General features: G+C 70.2%; 11 protein-coding genes. 8 read left to right on the top strand and 3 right to left on the bottom strand.

Annotated elements, in window-relative coordinates:
- Nucleotides 1-77 precede the first annotated feature (77 nt).
- Nucleotides 78-2153, top strand: coding sequence for a S8 family serine peptidase (locus tag VGF12_RS18165; RefSeq protein WP_331177453.1), 2076 nt, complete (start codon nucleotides 78-80; stop codon nucleotides 2151-2153).
- Here the strand turns inward: VGF12_RS18165 and VGF12_RS18160 are convergent.
- The 3 genes from VGF12_RS18160 to VGF12_RS18150 are packed head-to-tail and all read right to left on the bottom strand — an operon-like array spanning nucleotide 2112 to nucleotide 3989.
- A complete protein-coding gene (locus VGF12_RS18160) occupies nucleotides 2112-2801 on the bottom strand; it encodes a hypothetical protein (protein WP_331177452.1) in 690 nt (229 codons plus the stop codon). The two genes, VGF12_RS18165 and VGF12_RS18160, sit on opposite strands and share 42 nt — an antisense overlap.
- A complete protein-coding gene (locus VGF12_RS18155; RefSeq protein ID WP_331177451.1) occupies nucleotides 2801-3520 on the bottom strand; it encodes a biotin--[acetyl-CoA-carboxylase] ligase in 720 nt (239 codons plus the stop codon). The genes VGF12_RS18160 and VGF12_RS18155 overlap by 1 nt, the downstream gene beginning before the upstream one ends.
- Before the next feature lie 4 nt (nucleotides 3521-3524).
- Nucleotides 3525-3989 carry an SET domain-containing protein gene (locus tag VGF12_RS18150; protein ID WP_331177450.1) on the bottom strand — a complete coding sequence of 155 codons (465 nt, stop codon included), beginning with the start codon at nucleotides 3987-3989 and terminating at the stop codon, nucleotides 3525-3527.
- Nucleotides 3990-4109: 120 nt separating this feature from the next.
- On the opposite strand from VGF12_RS18150, the gene VGF12_RS18145 reads away from it, so the two are divergent.
- The 7 genes from VGF12_RS18145 (at nucleotide 4110) to VGF12_RS18115 (ending at nucleotide 16225) form a co-directional block, all read left to right on the top strand.
- Nucleotides 4110-6701 carry a DNA topoisomerase III gene (locus VGF12_RS18145; RefSeq protein ID WP_331177449.1) on the top strand — a complete coding sequence of 864 codons (2592 nt, stop codon included), beginning with the start codon at nucleotides 4110-4112 and terminating at the stop codon, nucleotides 6699-6701.
- A 58-nt stretch (nucleotides 6702-6759) separates the two neighbouring features.
- Nucleotides 6760-8628, top strand: coding sequence for an ATP-binding protein (locus VGF12_RS18140; RefSeq protein ID WP_331177448.1), 1869 nt, complete (start codon nucleotides 6760-6762; stop codon nucleotides 8626-8628).
- Nucleotides 8629-8632: 4 nt separating this feature from the next.
- The gene (locus tag VGF12_RS18135; RefSeq protein WP_331177447.1) at nucleotides 8633-9628 is read left to right on the top strand and encodes an AEC family transporter; all 996 of its coding nucleotides are present in this window, start codon (nucleotides 8633-8635) and stop codon (nucleotides 9626-9628) included.
- A 70-nt stretch (nucleotides 9629-9698) separates the two neighbouring features.
- Complete coding sequence (locus VGF12_RS18130; protein ID WP_331177446.1) at nucleotides 9699-12524, top strand: pitrilysin family protein; 2826 nt, start codon at nucleotides 9699-9701, stop codon at nucleotides 12522-12524.
- 72 nt (nucleotides 12525-12596) lie between these two features.
- Entirely contained in the window at nucleotides 12597-14393 is a 1797-nt protein-coding gene (locus tag VGF12_RS18125; protein WP_331177445.1) for a tetratricopeptide repeat protein, read from the top strand.
- 29 nt (nucleotides 14394-14422) lie between these two features.
- Entirely contained in the window at nucleotides 14423-15673 is a 1251-nt protein-coding gene (locus tag VGF12_RS18120; protein WP_414710136.1) for a glutamate-5-semialdehyde dehydrogenase, read from the top strand.
- An 84-nt stretch (nucleotides 15674-15757) separates the two neighbouring features.
- The gene (locus tag VGF12_RS18115) at nucleotides 15758-16225 is read left to right on the top strand and encodes a YybH family protein (protein ID WP_331177443.1); all 468 of its coding nucleotides are present in this window, start codon (nucleotides 15758-15760) and stop codon (nucleotides 16223-16225) included.
- The last annotated feature ends 4 nt before the right edge of the window (nucleotides 16226-16229 follow it).

Genomic DNA, 16229 nt, shown 5'->3' with positions numbered 1-16229 from the left:
TGCTCGGCACATTTGTTTGCCGATCGGGGTGGGGGGCGCACCTAAACTGGCGCCCCGCACCGCAAGAGCTCGCCGTCATGAAGTCCCTGTGCCCGTTGCTGATCGCCACCCTGGCCGTGCTGGCCGCGCCAGGCGCGAAGGCCCAGACTGCGCAGGACTTCGACAGCGAGGCCCGGGTCATCGTGCGCTTCAAGCCGCAGGCCCACAGTGTTCGGGTCCGGGCCATGGCGCTGCGGGCCACGCGGCTCGAGGCGCGCGAAATCGCTCAGACGCGCGCCACGGCACTGGGGCAGCGCACCGGCCAGCGGCTGGCGGCCGGCATCAGTCTGGACGAGCGCACCCATGTCGTCGTTGCCAAGGGCCTGAGCGGCGCCCAGCTCGCCAAACGGCTGGCGGCGGACAGCGAGGTCGAGTTCGTCGCCGTGGACCAGCGCCGCAAACACACGCGGCTGCCCAACGATCCGCTGTTCGGCGGCGCGACCGTTAATCCGGAGTCCACGGTCGGCGGCGTCCAGGCACGCACCATCGACCAGTGGTATCTGAAGGCGCCGAGCGCCACGCCCGGCCAGGTCGTCTCCAGCGTCAACGCGCCGGCGGCCTGGGACGTCATGACCGGCTCGTCCGGCGTCATCGTCGCCGTGCTCGATACCGGCGTGCGCGCTGACCATCCCGACTTGGCAGGCCAGTTCGTGGCGGGCTACGACATGATCGGCTTCGGCAGCCCGGGCACGACGGCCACGGCCATCGCCAACGACGGCGGCGGACCCGATGCCGACCCCTCCGACCCCGGCGACTGGGTCACCCAGGCGGACATCGACGGCAAGCAGCTGGGCAGCGGCTGTGACGCCACCGACATTGGCAACAGCTCATGGCACGGCACGCGCGTGTCGGGCCTCATCAGCGCACGGACCCAAAACAGCGCCGGCATGGCCGGTGTCGGCTGGGGCCTGAAGATCATGCCCGTGCGGGTGCTGGGCAAGTGCGGTGGCTACGACAGCGACATCATCGCCGGCATGAAATGGGCCGCCGGCATCGCCGTGCCGGGCCTGCCGACCAATGCGCGCAAGGCCAAGGTGCTCAACCTCAGCCTGGGTGGCACCGGCACCTGCGGCACCACCGGAACCGGCCGGCTGTACCGGGATGCCATCACCGCCGTCAATGCAGAAGGCGCGGTCGTCGTCGTCGCGGCCGGCAACTCCGAGGGCCAGGCCGTCGGCATGCCGGGCAACTGCCCGGGCGTCATCACGGTGGCGGCGCTGCGCCACGTCGGCACCAAGGTCGGCTTCTCCAGCCTGGGCTCGGAGGTGACCATCGCTGCGCCGGGGGGCAACTGCATCAACACCGGCAGCGGCCAGGCCTGCCTCTATCCCATGGTCAGCACGACCAACGCCGGCACGACGACGCCGGTGGTTGCCGACGCGTCCTACACCGGCAGCGCAGCCTCGGTGGGGACCAGCTTCTCCGCGCCCATCGTCAGCGGCATCGTCGGCCTGATGGCTTCGGTGCGACCCGGTCTGACCTCGACCGAGGCGGCGCAGCTGCTGAGAAGCACGGCGCGGCCCTTCCCGACCACAGGGGGCACGGCCGGCATTTCCCAGTGCCAGGCCCCTGGCAGCACGGTTCAGGGCGAGTGCTATTGCACGACCAGCACCTGTGGCGCCGGCATGGTGGACGCGGCCGCCGCCGTCAACGCGACGCTGGCCCTGAGCGGCGGCGCGCTCACGCTCACGGAAGCGCCCGCCAATGACCTCGTCGCTGGGCAGACGCTGACCCTGACGGCCGCGGCCATCGGCCTGCCGGCCGGTCGTGCCCTGGTCTCGACGGCGTGGACGGTGGTCGACGGCGGCGGGATCGTCAGCGCGTTCGCCTCGTCCAACCTGGCGTCGGCGACCCTCTCGCCCTCGGGGGCCGGCACGTTCACGGTGCGCGCCGACGCGACCGACAACCTCGGCCAGGTCTACAGCCAGACAGCCACGGTCAACGTCACGGCGGCAGCCGTCGTCACGCCACCCCCCGCGACCAATACCGACAGCGGAGGCGGGGGCGGGGGGGGCACCGCGAGCGCGGCCTGGCTGGTCGGCCTGCTGCTGGCGGCGCTCAGCCTGCGACGCTCAGCCGCCGGCCGAGGCGGCCGAAGCAGCCGAAGCGCCTGAAGCGGCGGGCGCCGCGCTGCAGGTCTGGAAGCCGGCGGCCAGGGCTGCCTCCTTGCTCGCTCTGAGCTTGGCCGCCAACAGGCCGTCGGCCTGGGGGATGACGAGGCGGTGGCGATGCACCGGCGCCTTCAGCGCCAGCACGCGCAGGCCCTTCAGGCCGCGCTTGTCCAGGGCTGCCGCGGCGGCGGTCGCCTCGGCCTGGCTGGCATGCCGGCTCAGCACGAAGGCCGGTTGCTCGTCGGGCAGGCCCTCCAGCGGCTCGAAGGCCAGGCGCAACTGCTTGTAGGTCGCTTCCTTGCGGGCGCGGAACTCGGGGTCGGCGAGCTTGATGGTCGCGACGGCCCAGACGCCCGGCACCTCGCTGCTGTGCACCTGGGCCTCGGCGCCGGCGGCCTTCAGCGCCGCCTGGGCGGCCGCCAGGGCCACGTCGCCTTCGAGGGGGCCGAGCGTCAGGCAACTGCGCTGGGCCAGGGCCGCGGCGGCGCTGGCGGCCAGCGGCTGGATGCGCTCCGGATGCTGCTGGGCCGCCAGGCGCTGGGGCTCGCGGCTGCCCTGGGCGGGCAGGCCCGTCACGGCGTCCAGCCAGCCACGCGACCAGATGAAGAAGAGGGCGTTCAGCGCCAGCAGCACGACCAAGACGATGCGCATCACGGGGAAGACTCCAGTCTGAGGCTCAGTTCGCCGCCGCTGCAGGGCGCGATGCCGGCGGCGGTTTCCAGCAGCAGCTCGCCCCGCGCATTGACGCCGCGTGCGATGCCGGGCTGGTCACCAAGGCGCACGCGGCGGCCTGCAGCCAGGTCGCGGCGCGCGAAGGCGGCTTGCCAGGGCGCAAAGCCCAGGGTTTCGAAGTCGGCCAGCATGCCGCGCAGCGCCGGTGCCAGGCGGTCCAGGGTGGCCGCGGCGCTGGCGGCGGGCTCCAGCGTCTGCAGTGCGGCGTGGCCGCTGGCGAAGGCCGTGCGATCGGCGTCGGCGGGCAGGGGCTGCAGGTTCAGGCCGATGCCGATGACGACGCCGCGCCGGTCGGCCGGCAGCGGCACCGTCTCGATGAGGATGCCACCCAGCTTGGCGCCGTCGAGGAAGAGGTCGTTGGGCCACTTCAGCCGGACGCGCTCGCCGGCCGGGTCCAGCGTGTCGGCCACCGTGCAGCCGACGGCCAGGGACAGGCCGGACAGGTCGAGGTCGGCCGGGAAGCTGCGGGCCACGGAGAAGGTCAGCGCCGCATCGTCGCTCTGCCAGGCACGGCCGAGCCGGCCGCGGCCGGCGGTCTGGCGGCTGGCCGAGATCAGCAGCGGACCGCCGCCGTCACGCAGATGGGCGAGCGCCTCGGTGTTGGTCGAGCCGCATTCGGCGAGGTGGCGCCGCTCCATGGGGTCAGCGCCTTTTCGGCGCCAGCATGGTGCCGCGGCAGGTCTGCGCGCCGCACCAGCAGGCGAACTGCTTCTTGACCTTGGCCGTGTGGCGTTCGTCCAGCACCAGCCCGTAGTCGTAGAACAGCTCCTCGCCGGGCTCCAGGTCGCGCAGCGCCTTGATGAAGACGCGACCATCGACTTCGTCGGCCTCGCAGTTGGGCTCGCAGGCGTGGTTGATCCAGCGCGCGTCATTGCCGCCGTAGAGCGCGTCGATGACGAGGCCACCGTCGAGGTGGAAGTAGAAGGTGTGGTTGGGCTGGCTGGGGTCGTGCGGATGGCGCTCGACGGCCTGCTCCCAGGTGATGCGCTCGCCGGTGTACTCGATGATCTTCGAGCCCGCCTCGATGGGCGCCGCCGCGTAGACGCCGCGGCCGTGCACGCCGGAATCACGGACTTCGATCTTGCGGCGTGGGGTTTTAGCGGTCATCGGCGCTGTGGTACGGTGATTTCATGGGTGCGCGCGTGCGTAGGCGTGCGCGCGAGGCCCGGATTGTAGGCAGGGGATTTGGAGTCCCCTGCTTTAGGGAAGACCGAGAGACACGACCTGATGAGCAAGACTCTGATCATTGCCGAGAAGCCCTCCGTTGCGCAGGACATCGTCCGCGCGCTGACCCCAGTGGCGGGCAAGTTCGACAAGCACGACGACCATTTCGAGAACGAGCAGTACGTCGTCAGCTCGGCCGTGGGCCACCTGGTGGAGATCGCGGCGCCGGAGGAATTCGACGTCAAGCGCGGCAAGTGGAGCTTCGCCAACCTGCCCGTCATCCCGCCGCATTTCGACCTCAACCCCATCGACAAGAACAAGGGCCGGCTCAACGCGCTGAGCAAGCTGATCCGCCGCAAGGACGTGACGGCACTGATCAACGCCTGCGACGCGGGTCGCGAGGGCGAGTTGATCTTCCGGCTGATCGAGCAGTACGCGCAGCCGGCCAAGGGCAAGCTGAACAAGCCCATCCAGCGCCTGTGGCTGCAGTCCATGACGCCGGCAGCCATCCGCGAGGGCTTCGAGAAGCTGCGCAGCGACGCCCAGATGCTGCCGCTGGCCGACGCCGCGCGCTGCCGCTCCGAGGCCGACTGGCTGGTGGGCATCAACGGCACGCGGGCCATGACGGCCTTCAACTCGCGCGACGGCGGCTTCTTCCTGACCACCGTGGGACGCGTGCAGACGCCCACGCTGTCCATCGTCGTGGAGCGTGAAGAGAAGATCCGCAAGCACGTTGCCCGCGACTATTGGGAGCTGCGCGCCAATTTCGACGCCCAGGCCGGCCAGTACGAAGGCAAATGGTTTGACCCCGCCTGGAAGAAGAACGACGACGCCGAGCGCCGCGCCGACCGCCTCTGGACGCAAGCCGAGGCCGACGAGATCGCCAAGGCGGTGCTGGGCAAGCCCGCCCATGTGACCGAGGAAAGCAAGCCCAGCACCACGAGCTGCGGTGCGCTGTACGACCTGACGACGCTGCAGCGCGAAGCCAACTCGCGCTTCGGCTTCTCGGCCAAGACGACGCTGTCCATCGCCCAGGCGCTGTACGAAAAGCACAAGGTGCTGACCTATCCTCGGACGGACTCGCGCTTCCTGCCCGAGGACTACCTGGCCGTGGCCAAGGACACCGCCAAGATGCTGGCGACGGAAGACCTGCCGGGGCCGCTGGCCGCGTTGTCGGAGCATGCCGCCAAGTCGCTCAAGGAGGGCTACATCAAGCCCACCAAGAAGGTCTTCGACAACGCCAAGGTTTCGGACCACTTTGCCATCATCCCGACGTTGCAGGCGCCCAAGGCGCTGACCGAGGTGGAGGCCAAGCTCTACGACATGGTCGTCAAGCGCTTCCTGGCGGTGTTCTTCCCGCCGGCCGAATTCCTGGTCACGACGCGCATCAGCAAGATCGACAACAAGCACCATTTCCAGACCAACGGCAAGGTGCTCGTGAAGCCGGGCTGGCTGGCCGTCTACGGCAAGGACGTGGACGACGAGGACGCCAACCTCGTCCCGGTGCAACCCAACGAGGTCGTGCGCACCGAGAGCGTCGACGTGAAGGCCCTGCAGACCAAGCCGCCGGCCCGCTACACCGAAGCCACGCTGCTGTCCGCCATGGAAGGCGCCGGCAAGCTGGTGGAGGACGACGAGTTGCGCGAGGCCATGGCCGAGAAGGGCCTGGGCACGCCGGCCACTCGCGCCGCCACCATCGAAGGCCTGATCAGCGAGAAGTACATGCTGCGGGAGGGCCGCGAGCTGATCCCGACGGCCAAGGCGTTCCAGCTGATGACGCTGCTGCGTGGCCTGGACGTGGAAGACCTGACCAAGCCCGAGCTGACCGGCGACTGGGAATTCAAGCTCTCCGAGATGGAGAAGGGGCGCCTGAAGCGCGAGCAGTTCATGGCCGAGATCGCGGCCATGACCGAGAAGATGGTCGCCAAGGCCAAGGGCTACGACCGCGACACCATCCCCGGCGACTACGCGACGCTGAAGACCCCCTGCCCCAAGTGCGGCGGGATCGTGAAGGAGAACTACCGCCGCTTCACCTGCAATGGCAAGAGCGGCACCGGCGACGACGCCTGTGGCTTCTCCATCGGCAAGATTCCGGGCGGCCGCAGCTTCGAGTTGCACGAGGTGGAGGCCTTCCTGCGCGACAAGAAGATCGGCCCGCTGGAAGGCTTCCGCTCCAAGGCGGGCTGGCCCTTCACGGCCGAGCTTGCACTGGTCTTTGACGAGGAGATCCAGAACTGGAAGCTGGAGTTCGACTTCGGCGAGGACGCCAAGAAGGCCGAGAACGACGGCGAACCGGTGGACTTCTCCGGCCAGGCCTCGCTGGGCGCCTGCCCCAAGTGCAAGGGCCACGTCTACGAACACGGGGCCAACTACGTCTGCGAGCACTCGGTGGGCGCGCACGTGACCTGCGATTTCAAGACCGGCAAGGTCATCCTGACCCAGCCCATTGAGCCTACCCAGGTGCACAAGCTGCTGTTGGAAGGCAAGACCGACCTGCTGGAGAACTTCGTCTCCAACAAGACGCGGCGCAAGTTCAAGGCCTTCCTGGCCTTTGACAAGAAGGAAGGCAAGGTCGTGTTCGAGTTCGAACCGCGCGCTGCCAAGGCACCGCCGGCCAAGAAGGCTGCGGCCAAGAAGACGGCCGCCAAGGCCTGACGGGGCGGCCTTATGCTCGCCGCATGGGCCTGAACTGGCCAAAGGGGGAGGGCAGGGGATGGCGTTGACGCCGATCAACATCGGGATACAGACACGCCTGACGGCCGGCATTGCGCTGGTCGCGAGCCTGCTGGTGCTGGCGGTCGGCTGGTACTGGACGACGCACGAGGAGACCGAGCTGATGGCCGGGCTGAGCCAGCGCGAGGCGCGCATGGCCGGTCTCATCGAGCGCGGCTTCGCCGGCCCGATCTGGAATCTCGACCACGTCGCCATCGAGAACCTGCTGGACGCCGTCATGGCCGACCCGGAGGTGCAAGCCATCGAGCTCAAGGGCCTGGGCCTGCGTGGCGGCCTGGCCAGGCGCGGCGCCGAGCTGCCGGCCGGCGGGCTGCTGCGGCGCGAGTTCGCCGTCACCTACCAGCCCGCCGCGGACGTCGCCGGCACCCAGGTCGCCTCAGCGGTCCTCGTCTTCTCGCGCGAGCTCGTCGACGAGCAGATCCGGCGCACGCGGCTTTTCGTCGTCGAGCTGCTGGCCGTCGTCGTCGTCGGCATCGTCGTCGCCAGCTCGCTGCTGGTGCACTGGCTGGTGCGCCGGCCCGTGCAGAAGCTGGGCGCCCTGGCCCAGCGTGTGGCCAAGGGCGACCTCGGTGCGCAAGCGACTGTCGAGCGCGCCGACGAGATTGGCGAGCTGACGATGCGCTTCAACGCGATGAGCCTAAAGCTGCGCGGCGCCGCCGACCAAGTGCAGCTCAGCTCCGAAGGCCTGCGCGCCAGCGAGGCGCGCTACCGCAGCCTGTTCGAGAACGCCACCGAAGGCATCTTCCAGGCCGACGCCCAGAGCCGCGTGCTCGGGATGAACCGCGCCCTGACTCAGATGCTGGGCCTGGGCTCGCGCAATCCCGTCGGGCAGCGGCTGCGCGAGCTGACCGGCATCGCCCGCGACGAGATGCAGCGCGTGGCCGCCGTCATGAACGAGCAGGGCAAGGTCCAGCAGGTCCAGCTGCAGCTGCGAGGCGCCGACGGCCGGCCGCTTTGGGTGGAGCTGAGCGCGCACTGGGTCGAGGCTGACGGTGCCGGAGGCCAGCGACGCATCGAAGGCATGGTCAGCGACATCTCGCAGCGCCGGCTGGCCGATGCCGAGTTGGCCCGCCACCGCGAACATCTGGAGGAGCTTGTTGGCGAGCGCACCGCCGAGCTCAGCGAGGCCAAGCTCCGTGCCGAGGCCGCCAACCAGGCCAAGGGCCGATTCTTGGCGACGATGAGCCACGAGTTCCGCACGCCGCTGAATGCCATCCTCGGCTTCACGCAGCTGATGCAGATGGACGCGGCCACCCCGCCAGGCCAGCAAGCGAAGCTGCAGCTGATGCGCGACTCCGGCCTGCACCTGCTGGAGCTCATCAACGACGTGCTGGACATGGCCAGCATCGAGGCCGGCAAGGTCAGCCTCAAGCCTACCGCCGTCGACCTGCGCGCCCTGCTCGACATGGCCAGCGACAGCGTGCGCCTGCGCGCCGAGCAAAAGCACCTCGCCTTTGGTCTGGACGTTGACGCCCGACTGCCTCACCTGGTCATGGTGGACGGCCAGCGCCTGCGCCAGGTGCTGCTCAACCTGCTGTCCAACGCCGTCAAGTTCACGGACAGCGGCCGCGTCCAGCTCTCGGCCCGTGTCGTGGAGCAGGAGCACGCGCATGTGCGACTGCGTTTCTCGGTGGTCGACAGCGGCATCGGCATGACGCCGGCCCGGCAGGCGCGTCTCTTCCAGGCTTTCGAGCAGGTGTCCGACGCGTCCCGCCACCTGGGCGGCACCGGCCTGGGCCTGTCCATCAGCCAGCAGCTCGTGCGCTTGATGGGCAGCCAGATCCTCGTGCAGAGCGCGGCCGGACAGGGCAGCCGCTTCGAGTTCGAGCTGAGGCTGCCACTGGCCTGAACCTATGACCTGGGCGATCGCCTTCAAGCTGCTGGCCATTCTGGTGGCCGTGGCCATAGGCTGGATCGTCGGCCGCATGCGCTGGCTGGGAGGCGGCAAGGCGGGCAGCCAGCCGGGTGAAGAGGGCGACCCTGCCCGCGTGCTGGCCAACGCGGCCTTCTACATCTTCGTGCCGGCCCTGCTGTTCCGCACCACGGCGCGTCTGGACACGTCGACGCTGCCCTGGGCGTTCCTGTTCGCCTTCTTCGTGCCGGTGCTGGCCGTCGTCACGCTGATCTACCTGTTCGAGCGGTGGCGCCGCAAGCCCGGCGAGGCCGTGACGGCCCCCAGCGTCAAGGCCATCACGGCCGGCTTCGGCAACACGCTGCAGGTGGGTGTGCCGGTGGCGGCCGGCGTGTTCGGCGAGCAGGGCCTGGCCATCCACATCGCCGTCGTCAGCCTGCATTCGCTGACCATCCTGACCCTGCTCACCAGCCTGGTGGAGCTCGACGTGGCCCGCGAACGCGGCTCGCGCAGCTTTGGCGCAACGCTGCGGCAGACGGTGCGCAACACCGTCATCCATCCCGTCGTGCTGCCGGTGCTGGCCGGCCTGGCCTGGAATGCGACCGGCTGGGCCCTGCCCGCGGTGCTCGACGAGGTGCTGCAGAACCTCGGCACCGCCGTCGTGCCGCTGTGCCTGACGCTGATCGGCATGTCGCTGGCCTACTACGGCTGGCCCAAGTCCTGGCGCGGCCTGTCAGGCCTGGTGTCGGCCAAGCTGCTGCTGTTTCCCGCCGTCGTCTTCTGCATCGCGCACTGGGGCCTGGGGCTGCAGGGCCTGCCGCTGGCCGTCATCGTCATGTTGGCCGCGCTGCCGACCGGCTCCAACGCGCTGATCTTCGCCCAGCGCTACCGAACGCTGGAGGCCGAGGTCACGGCGGCCACCGTGCTGTCCACGGTGCTTTATGTCGCCACGGCGCCGCTGTGGCTGGCGCTGCTGGCCTGGGTTTCTCCGTGGTGACTCCCGGCACTTCTGCGCCGCGCGAGGTCAGCGGCCCAATGCCCTCCTGGCTCTTCGAGGATCCATCCGAATGAATGTTCCCGCCCCCCGCCGTCTCGTTGCGCTGCTGGCCCTGGCCGGCGCACTTTCAGCCGCGCCGCCCGTGGGCGCGGCCCCGCTCGGCGCCGTCAGCACCGAGGCCGGTCAGCTCGCCGTGCGCCAGGAGAAGTTCACGCTGGCCAACGGCTTCGAGGTCATCCTGGTCGAGGACCACCGCCTGCCGCTGGTCGCCTTCAACCTCTGGGTGCATGCCGGACCGCGCAACGAGGCCAAGGGCCAGACCGGCTTCGCCCATCTGTTCGAGCACCTGATGTTCGCCGGCAGCCGTCACGTCCCGCGCGGCGAGTTCGACAAGTTCGTCGACGCCGCCGGCGGCACCGACAGCAACGGCTCCACCAACTTCGACCGCACCAACTACTTCTTCACGTTGCCGTCCAACCAGCTGGCGCTGGGCCTGTGGCTGAAGGCCGACATGCTGGGCTGGATGATCGACGAGGTCGATTCCGTCGCGCTGGCCAACCAGCAGGACGTGGTTCGCAACGAGCGTCGCCAGAGTTTCGAGAACCGGCCCTACGGGATCGTCGAAGAGGCGCTCTACCAGGCGCTGTATCCCGAGGGCCACCCCTACCGTGCCGCCGTCATCGGTTCGCATGCCGACATCCAGCGCATCCAGCTCAAGGACGTGAAGGACTTCGCCCGCACCTACTACCGGCCCAACAACGCCACGCTGGTGCTGGCCGGCGACTTCGATCCCAAGCAGGCCCGCGCGCTGGTGCAGAAGTACTTCGGCACGCTGAAGGCCGGCCCAAAGCCACCCGAGGTGCATGTCGCGACGCCCGAGATCACGAAGGAGCGCCGCCTCGTCGTCACGGACCGCATCGAGCTGAGCCGTCTCAACCTCGCCTGGCACACGCCGGCCATGTTCGCCGCCGGTGACGCCGAGCTGGATGTTGCTGCCCACGTGCTCGGCGGTGGCAAGGCCAGCCGCCTGTACGGCCTGCTGGTGCGGGACAGGCAGCTGGCGCAGAGTGTGCAGGTGTCGCAGGACTCGCAGTCCCTGAGTTCGGTATTCGGCATCGAGATCGTCGCCCGCCCGGGCGCCTCGCTGGACGAGATCGAGAAGCTCACCGATGCCGAGATTGCCCGGCTCGCGACGACGCCGCCCAGCGCCGGCGAGCTCGCGCAGGCCCGCGCCACCATCGAGACGCAGCTGCTGCAGCGGATGGAGAAGGTCACGACGCTGGCGGACCTCGTCAACCACTACAACCAGATGGCCGGCGACCCCGGCTTCGTCGGGCAGGACCTGGCGCGCTACCGCACGATGGCGCCGGCCGCCGTCAGCGCCACGGTGACGCGCTGGTTGCAGAAGGACCACCGCGTCGTCGTCCAGGCACTGCCGGGCGAGCAGGTGCTGCCGCCCGAGGTGCCCACGCCGCCCATGCCGACGAAGGCGGCGAAGGGCGAGCGCGAGTCGCTGAACGCCGCGGAGTCCTGGCGCAACAAGCCCCCCGCCGCCGCGCGTGCCAAGCCGCTGGTGCTGCCCGCCGCGCAGGCCTTCACGCTGGCCAACGGGTTGACCGTCATCCATTCCCCCAAGCCGGGGCTGCCGCTGGTCAGTGCCAGCCTGGTGCTGCGCGCCGGCCAGGGTGCCAACCCGGCAGACCGGCCCGGCCTCGCCGGCTTCACCGCGGCCATGCTCCCCGAGGGCACGACGACGCGCAGCGCCCAGCAGATTGCCGAAGCGGCCGCAGCCCTGGGTGCCACGCTGACGGCCCAGGCCGGCAGCGAAGAGGCCCGCGTCGAGTTCTCCGGACTGAAAGCCAGCGCCAAGGACGGCCTGGCGCTGCTGGCCGACGTGGTGCTGAATCCGGCGTTCGCGGCCCCCGAGATTGATCGCCAGCAGGCGCAGCGCCTGGCCGCGCTGGCACAGGTGCGCGAACAGCCCGCACTGCTGGCCAATGCCGTGGGCAACCGCGTCGCCTACGGCGAGGGCCATCCGCTGGCCGCCAACGCGCTGGGGACCGAGGCCAGCATCAAGGCCACCGACGCAGCCGCGCTGCGCAGCTTCTGGCAAGGCCACTACCGACCCGAGCGTGCCGCGCTCGTCGTCGCCGGCGACCTGAGCGAGGCCGAGCTGCGCGCCCTCGTCGAGCCGCTGTTCGGCGCCTGGAAGCCCGTCGGCGAGGCGGCGCCTGCCACGCCCCTGCCGGCGGCCAGGCCCGTGGCCGCGCGCACCATCGTCGTCGACAAGCCCGGCGCACCGCAGACGGCGCTGGCGGTGGTGGCGCCAGGGCCGTTCGCGGCGGCGCCGGACTGGGCGCCCGTCGAGGTCATGAACGCGGCCCTGGGCGGGCTGTTCACGTCGCGCATCAACCACCAGCTGCGCGAGGTCAAGGGATACACCTACGGCATCTTCTCGGGCTACGCCATGGGCCGCGAGCGCGGCCAGTTCGGCATCCGCGGCAGTGTGCGCACGGACGTGACGGGCGCGGCCCTGACCGACCTGTGGAAGGAGATCGCCGCCATGCGTGCCAAGCCCATGGGGGAGGCCGAGCTGACGCGGGTGCGCAATGCCCGCCTGCTGTCGCTGCCGGGAGCCTTCGACACCAACCAAGCTGTCGTCGGCGCCTATGCCGCCAACTGGGCCGTCGGTCGCCCGCTGGGGGCCATCGCCGAGGAGCCGGGCCAGCTGGCCGCCGTCACCGCCGCCGCGGCGCTGAAGGCGGCGCGCGACCATCTCGACCCGGCCCAGCTCATCGTCGTGGCCGTGGGCGACAAGGCCAAGGTCCTTCCACAGCTCCAGGCCATCGGCCGCAAGGCCGAGCTGCGCGACACCGAAGGCCACCCCCAACCCTGATACAGCCCGATTGCGCCCCGGCACGGCCGGTGCGAGCATGTCAATTCGGCCCCCGCCGGGCCTGGAGGACGCATGCTTGCTCGCCATCGATCCGCCTCTCGTCTTTTGCAGGCCCTGGCCGCCGTGGGTCTCGTGGCGCTGGGCGGCAGCGCCGATCAGGCCGCTGCCTTCGACCCGCTGCTGAGCAGCGCCGGCGGGGTCTGCCGCCCACAGGCGGCCGGGCGGCCGGTGCTCTTGCAGGCCCTGCTCGCGGCCGTGCCCAAGACGGAGACGGCGCCGTTCCAGCCCGCGCCCATGAAGGCCGCACCGGGCGATGTGCCGGTCTACAAGGACCTGGGCCGCATGAGCTTCAAGCTCGCTCATGCCTCGCCCAAGGTACAGGCCTATTTCGACCAGGGCCTGCGCCTGAGCTTCGCGTTCAACCATGCCGAGGCCCAGCGCGCCTTCCAGGCCGCGCACAAGCTCGACCCAGGCTGCGGCCTGTGCTTCTGGGGTGAGGCCCTGGTGCTGGGCCCAAACATCAATGCGCCCATGCCGCCCGAGGCCCAGGCGCCGGCCTGGGCCGCGCTGCAGCGCGCCGTTGCGCTGAAGGACAAGCTCCCGCCGCGCGAGCGCGCCCTCGTCGAGGCGCTCCAGACGCGCTATGCCGCCGACGCGCCCGCCGACCGGGGCGCGCTGGACGCCGCCTACGCGGACGCGATGAAGGACGTGGCGGCCCGCTTTCCGGGCGAGGACCTGATGCAGGTGCTGCACGCCGAGGCTGCCATGGACACCCAGCCCTGGGACTACTGGGAGGCCGCCGGCGCGCGTCCCAAGGGGCGCACCGCCGACATCGTGGCCGCACTGGAGACGGTACTCAAGCGCAACCCCAGCCATGCCGGCGCCATCCACCTCTACATCCACGCCGTCGAGGCGTCGACGACGCCCGAGCGGGCCCTGGCGCCCGCCCGCCGCCTGGCCGCGCAGATGCCCGGCGCCGGCCACATCGTCCACATGCCCTCGCACATCTATTACCGCGTGGGCCTGTACCGGGAGGCGCTGGAGTCCAACCGTGCGGCCATCGCCGTGGACGAGGCCTACTTCAAGCGCTCGCCCTCCGATCCGCTCTACCGCTCGGCCTACTACCCGCACAACATCCACTTCCTGATGGTGTCGGCCCAGATGGGCGGGGCCGGGCGCACGGCCATCGAGGCCGCGTCCAAGCTCGACGCGTCCATGGCCAACGACGTCGTCAAGGCCTATCCCATCATGCAGCCTGTCAAGGCCGCGCCCTACACGACGCATGCGCAGTTCAGCCCGCCCGACGTCATCCTGAAGTTGCCCGCGCCTGCGGACGACCTCGTGCTGGTGCGCGTCATGTATCACTACGCGCGTGCCCTGGCCCAGGCGGCGCGCCACGACGTGGCCGCGGCCCGGCACGAGATCGAGGCCATCACGGCTCTGGAAGGCAGCGCCGACTTCACGCCCTTTGACGCCTGGGGCATTCCCGCCAAGGCCATCACGCAGACAGCCCGCCTCGTCGCCAGCGCCCGGCTCGCCGATGCCCAGGGCGACCTCAGCGCCGCCGCCGCCGCGCTGGAGCAGGCCGTCGTCATCGAGGAGGGCCTGGCCTACACCGAGCCCGCCTACTGGTACTACCCGGTGCGCCAGTCCCTGGGTGCCGTGCGCCTGCGCCAGGGCCGCCTGGACGAGGCTGAGAAGGCCTTGCGCGAGTCCCTCGCGCGCGTGCGCAACAACGGCTGGGCGCTGGCGGCGCTGGCCGAGGTCTACCGCAAGCGCGGCGACACGGCGGCCGAGCGCACCGCTCGCCAGGCGTTGAGCAAGGCTTGGTTCGGCACGGAGGGCGGGCCCGACCTCACGAAGCTCTAGGTCAAGGGGGCCGGGAGAAAATGGCGGTCATGAGCCTGACCGCCTACATGGACGACCTCGGCCGCGCCGCCCGCGCCGCCTCCACTGCCATGGCCGCCGCCTCGACGGCTGCCAAGAACACCGCGCTGCTGGCCCTGGCCCGCCGCCTGCGCGAGGCTGGCCCGGCCCTCGCCGAGGCCAATGCGCGCGACCTGGAGCGTGCTGCCGAACTGAGCGGCCCGCTGCGCGACCGCCTCAAGCTGGATGCCAAGATCCTGGCGACGGTCGCCGAAGGCTGCGAGCAGATCGCCGCCATGCCCGATCCCATCGGCGAGATCACCGGCGTGAAGCGCCGCCCCACTGGCATCAGCGTCGGCCAGATGCGCGTGCCGCTGGGGGTGTTCGGCATGATCTACGAGAGCCGTCCCAACGTGACCATCGAGGCCGCATCGCTGGCCATCAAGAGCGGCAATGCCTGCATCTTGCGGGGTGGTTCCGAGGCCCTGCACTCCAACCTCGCGCTGGCCGAGCTGGTGGCGGCGTCCCTGGAAGAGGCCGGCCTGCCGCGCGCGGCCGTGCAACTGGTCAACACGACCGATCGCGCTGCCGTGGGCCTGCTGATTGCGTCGCCGCGATGGGTGGACGTCATCATCCCGCGCGGCGGCAAGGGCCTGATCGAGCGCATCAGCGCCGAGGCCAAGGTGCCCGTCATCAAGCACCTGGACGGCAACTGCCACAGCTATGTCGACGAGTTCGTGGACCTGGACCAGGCGGTGAAGGTCGTCGACAACGCCAAGACTCAGAAGTACAGCCCCTGCAACGCGACCGAGTCGCTGCTGGTCCATGCGGCCCAGGCCCGGGCCTTTCTGCCGCGTATCGCCGAGGTCTTCTGCGCCAAGGGCGTGGAGATGCGCGGCTGCGGCCGCACTTGCGCGCTGCTGCCGGCGGCCGTGCCGGCAAGCGAGGAGGACTGGTCCACCGAGTACCTCGCGCCCATCATCAGCATCAAGGTGGTGGACTCGCTGGACGAAGCCATCGCCCACATCAACCGCTATGGCTCGCACCACACGGATGCGATCCTGACGACGAATCATCCGAATGCGATGCGCTTCCTGCGCGAGGTCGATTCGGCCAGCGTGATGATCAACGCCAGCACGCGCTTCGCCGACGGCTTCGAGTACGGGCTGGGCGCCGAGATCGGCATCTCCACCGACAAGTTCCATGCCCGCGGCCCGGTGGGCTTGGAAGGGTTGACGTCGATGAAGTGGGTGGTGCTGGGGCAGGGCGAGGTCAGGGGCTGAGCGGCATGACGCCTGGCACGGCGTCGGCGTTCGCGAATCGGTGATGATGGTTCCGGCTCCTGAACCTCACCCGCCCTGCCAACCATGAAGCATGCCCTTCTCGCCCTTGCGCTCGCCACCGTCGCCGCGGGGGCGGTGGCCCAAACGCAGCCGACGGTCCCGTTGCCGGCCGACGTGGACCGCGTGCTGAAGGATTACGCGCGAGCCTGGGAAGCCAATGACCCAGAGGCGCTGTCCAAGCTGTTTGCGGCGGAGGGCATGGCGCTGCCCAGCGGGCAGCCACCGGCCCGCGGAGCGGAGCGCATCCGCAAGGCCTACTCGCAAGGGGCCGGCATGCCGCTGCACCTGCGGCCGTTTGCATTCGGCGAGTCGGGCGAGCTGGCCTACGTGATCGGCGGCTGGGGCGCGTCGCCGACCCAGCCCGATTTCGGCAAGTTCACCCTGGTGCTGCGCCGGGGCGTCGATGGCCGCTGGCTCATCGTGTCGGACATGGACAACGCCAACGCGCCGCCGCGCCCGCCTCAGGCAGCCTCCCGCCCGGCGGGCGGCTGAGGCC

This window comes from Roseateles sp. (assembly GCF_036404855.1).
Taxonomy (GTDB): Bacteria; Pseudomonadota; Gammaproteobacteria; order Burkholderiales; family Burkholderiaceae_C; genus Pelomonas.
This window is presented reverse-complemented; position numbering and strand designations above follow the sequence as displayed.

Bases quoted from the DNA above. Each gene is read 5' to 3' on its own strand.
- VGF12_RS18160 (WP_331177452.1), bottom strand. From the start codon at position 2,801: ATGCGCATCGTCTTGGTCGTGCTGCTGGCGCTGAACGCCCTCTTCTTC.
- VGF12_RS18115 (WP_331177443.1), top strand. From the start codon at position 15,758: ATGAAGCATGCCCTTCTCGCCCTTGCGCTCGCCACCGTCGCCGCGGGG.
- VGF12_RS18145 (WP_331177449.1), top strand. From the start codon at position 4,110: ATGAGCAAGACTCTGATCATTGCCGAGAAGCCCTCCGTTGCGCAGGAC.
- VGF12_RS18125 (WP_331177445.1), top strand. From the start codon at position 12,597: ATGCTTGCTCGCCATCGATCCGCCTCTCGTCTTTTGCAGGCCCTGGCC.
- VGF12_RS18130 (WP_331177446.1), top strand. From the start codon at position 9,699: ATGAATGTTCCCGCCCCCCGCCGTCTCGTTGCGCTGCTGGCCCTGGCC.
- VGF12_RS18165 (WP_331177453.1), top strand. From the start codon at position 78: ATGAAGTCCCTGTGCCCGTTGCTGATCGCCACCCTGGCCGTGCTGGCC.
- VGF12_RS18150 (WP_331177450.1), bottom strand. From the start codon at position 3,989: ATGACCGCTAAAACCCCACGCCGCAAGATCGAAGTCCGTGATTCCGGC.
- VGF12_RS18140 (WP_331177448.1), top strand. From the start codon at position 6,760: ATGGCGTTGACGCCGATCAACATCGGGATACAGACACGCCTGACGGCC.
- VGF12_RS18135 (WP_331177447.1), top strand. From the start codon at position 8,633: ATGACCTGGGCGATCGCCTTCAAGCTGCTGGCCATTCTGGTGGCCGTG.
- VGF12_RS18155 (WP_331177451.1), bottom strand. From the start codon at position 3,520: ATGGAGCGGCGCCACCTCGCCGAATGCGGCTCGACCAACACCGAGGCG.
- VGF12_RS18120 (WP_414710136.1), top strand. From the start codon at position 14,423: ATGAGCCTGACCGCCTACATGGACGACCTCGGCCGCGCCGCCCGCGCC.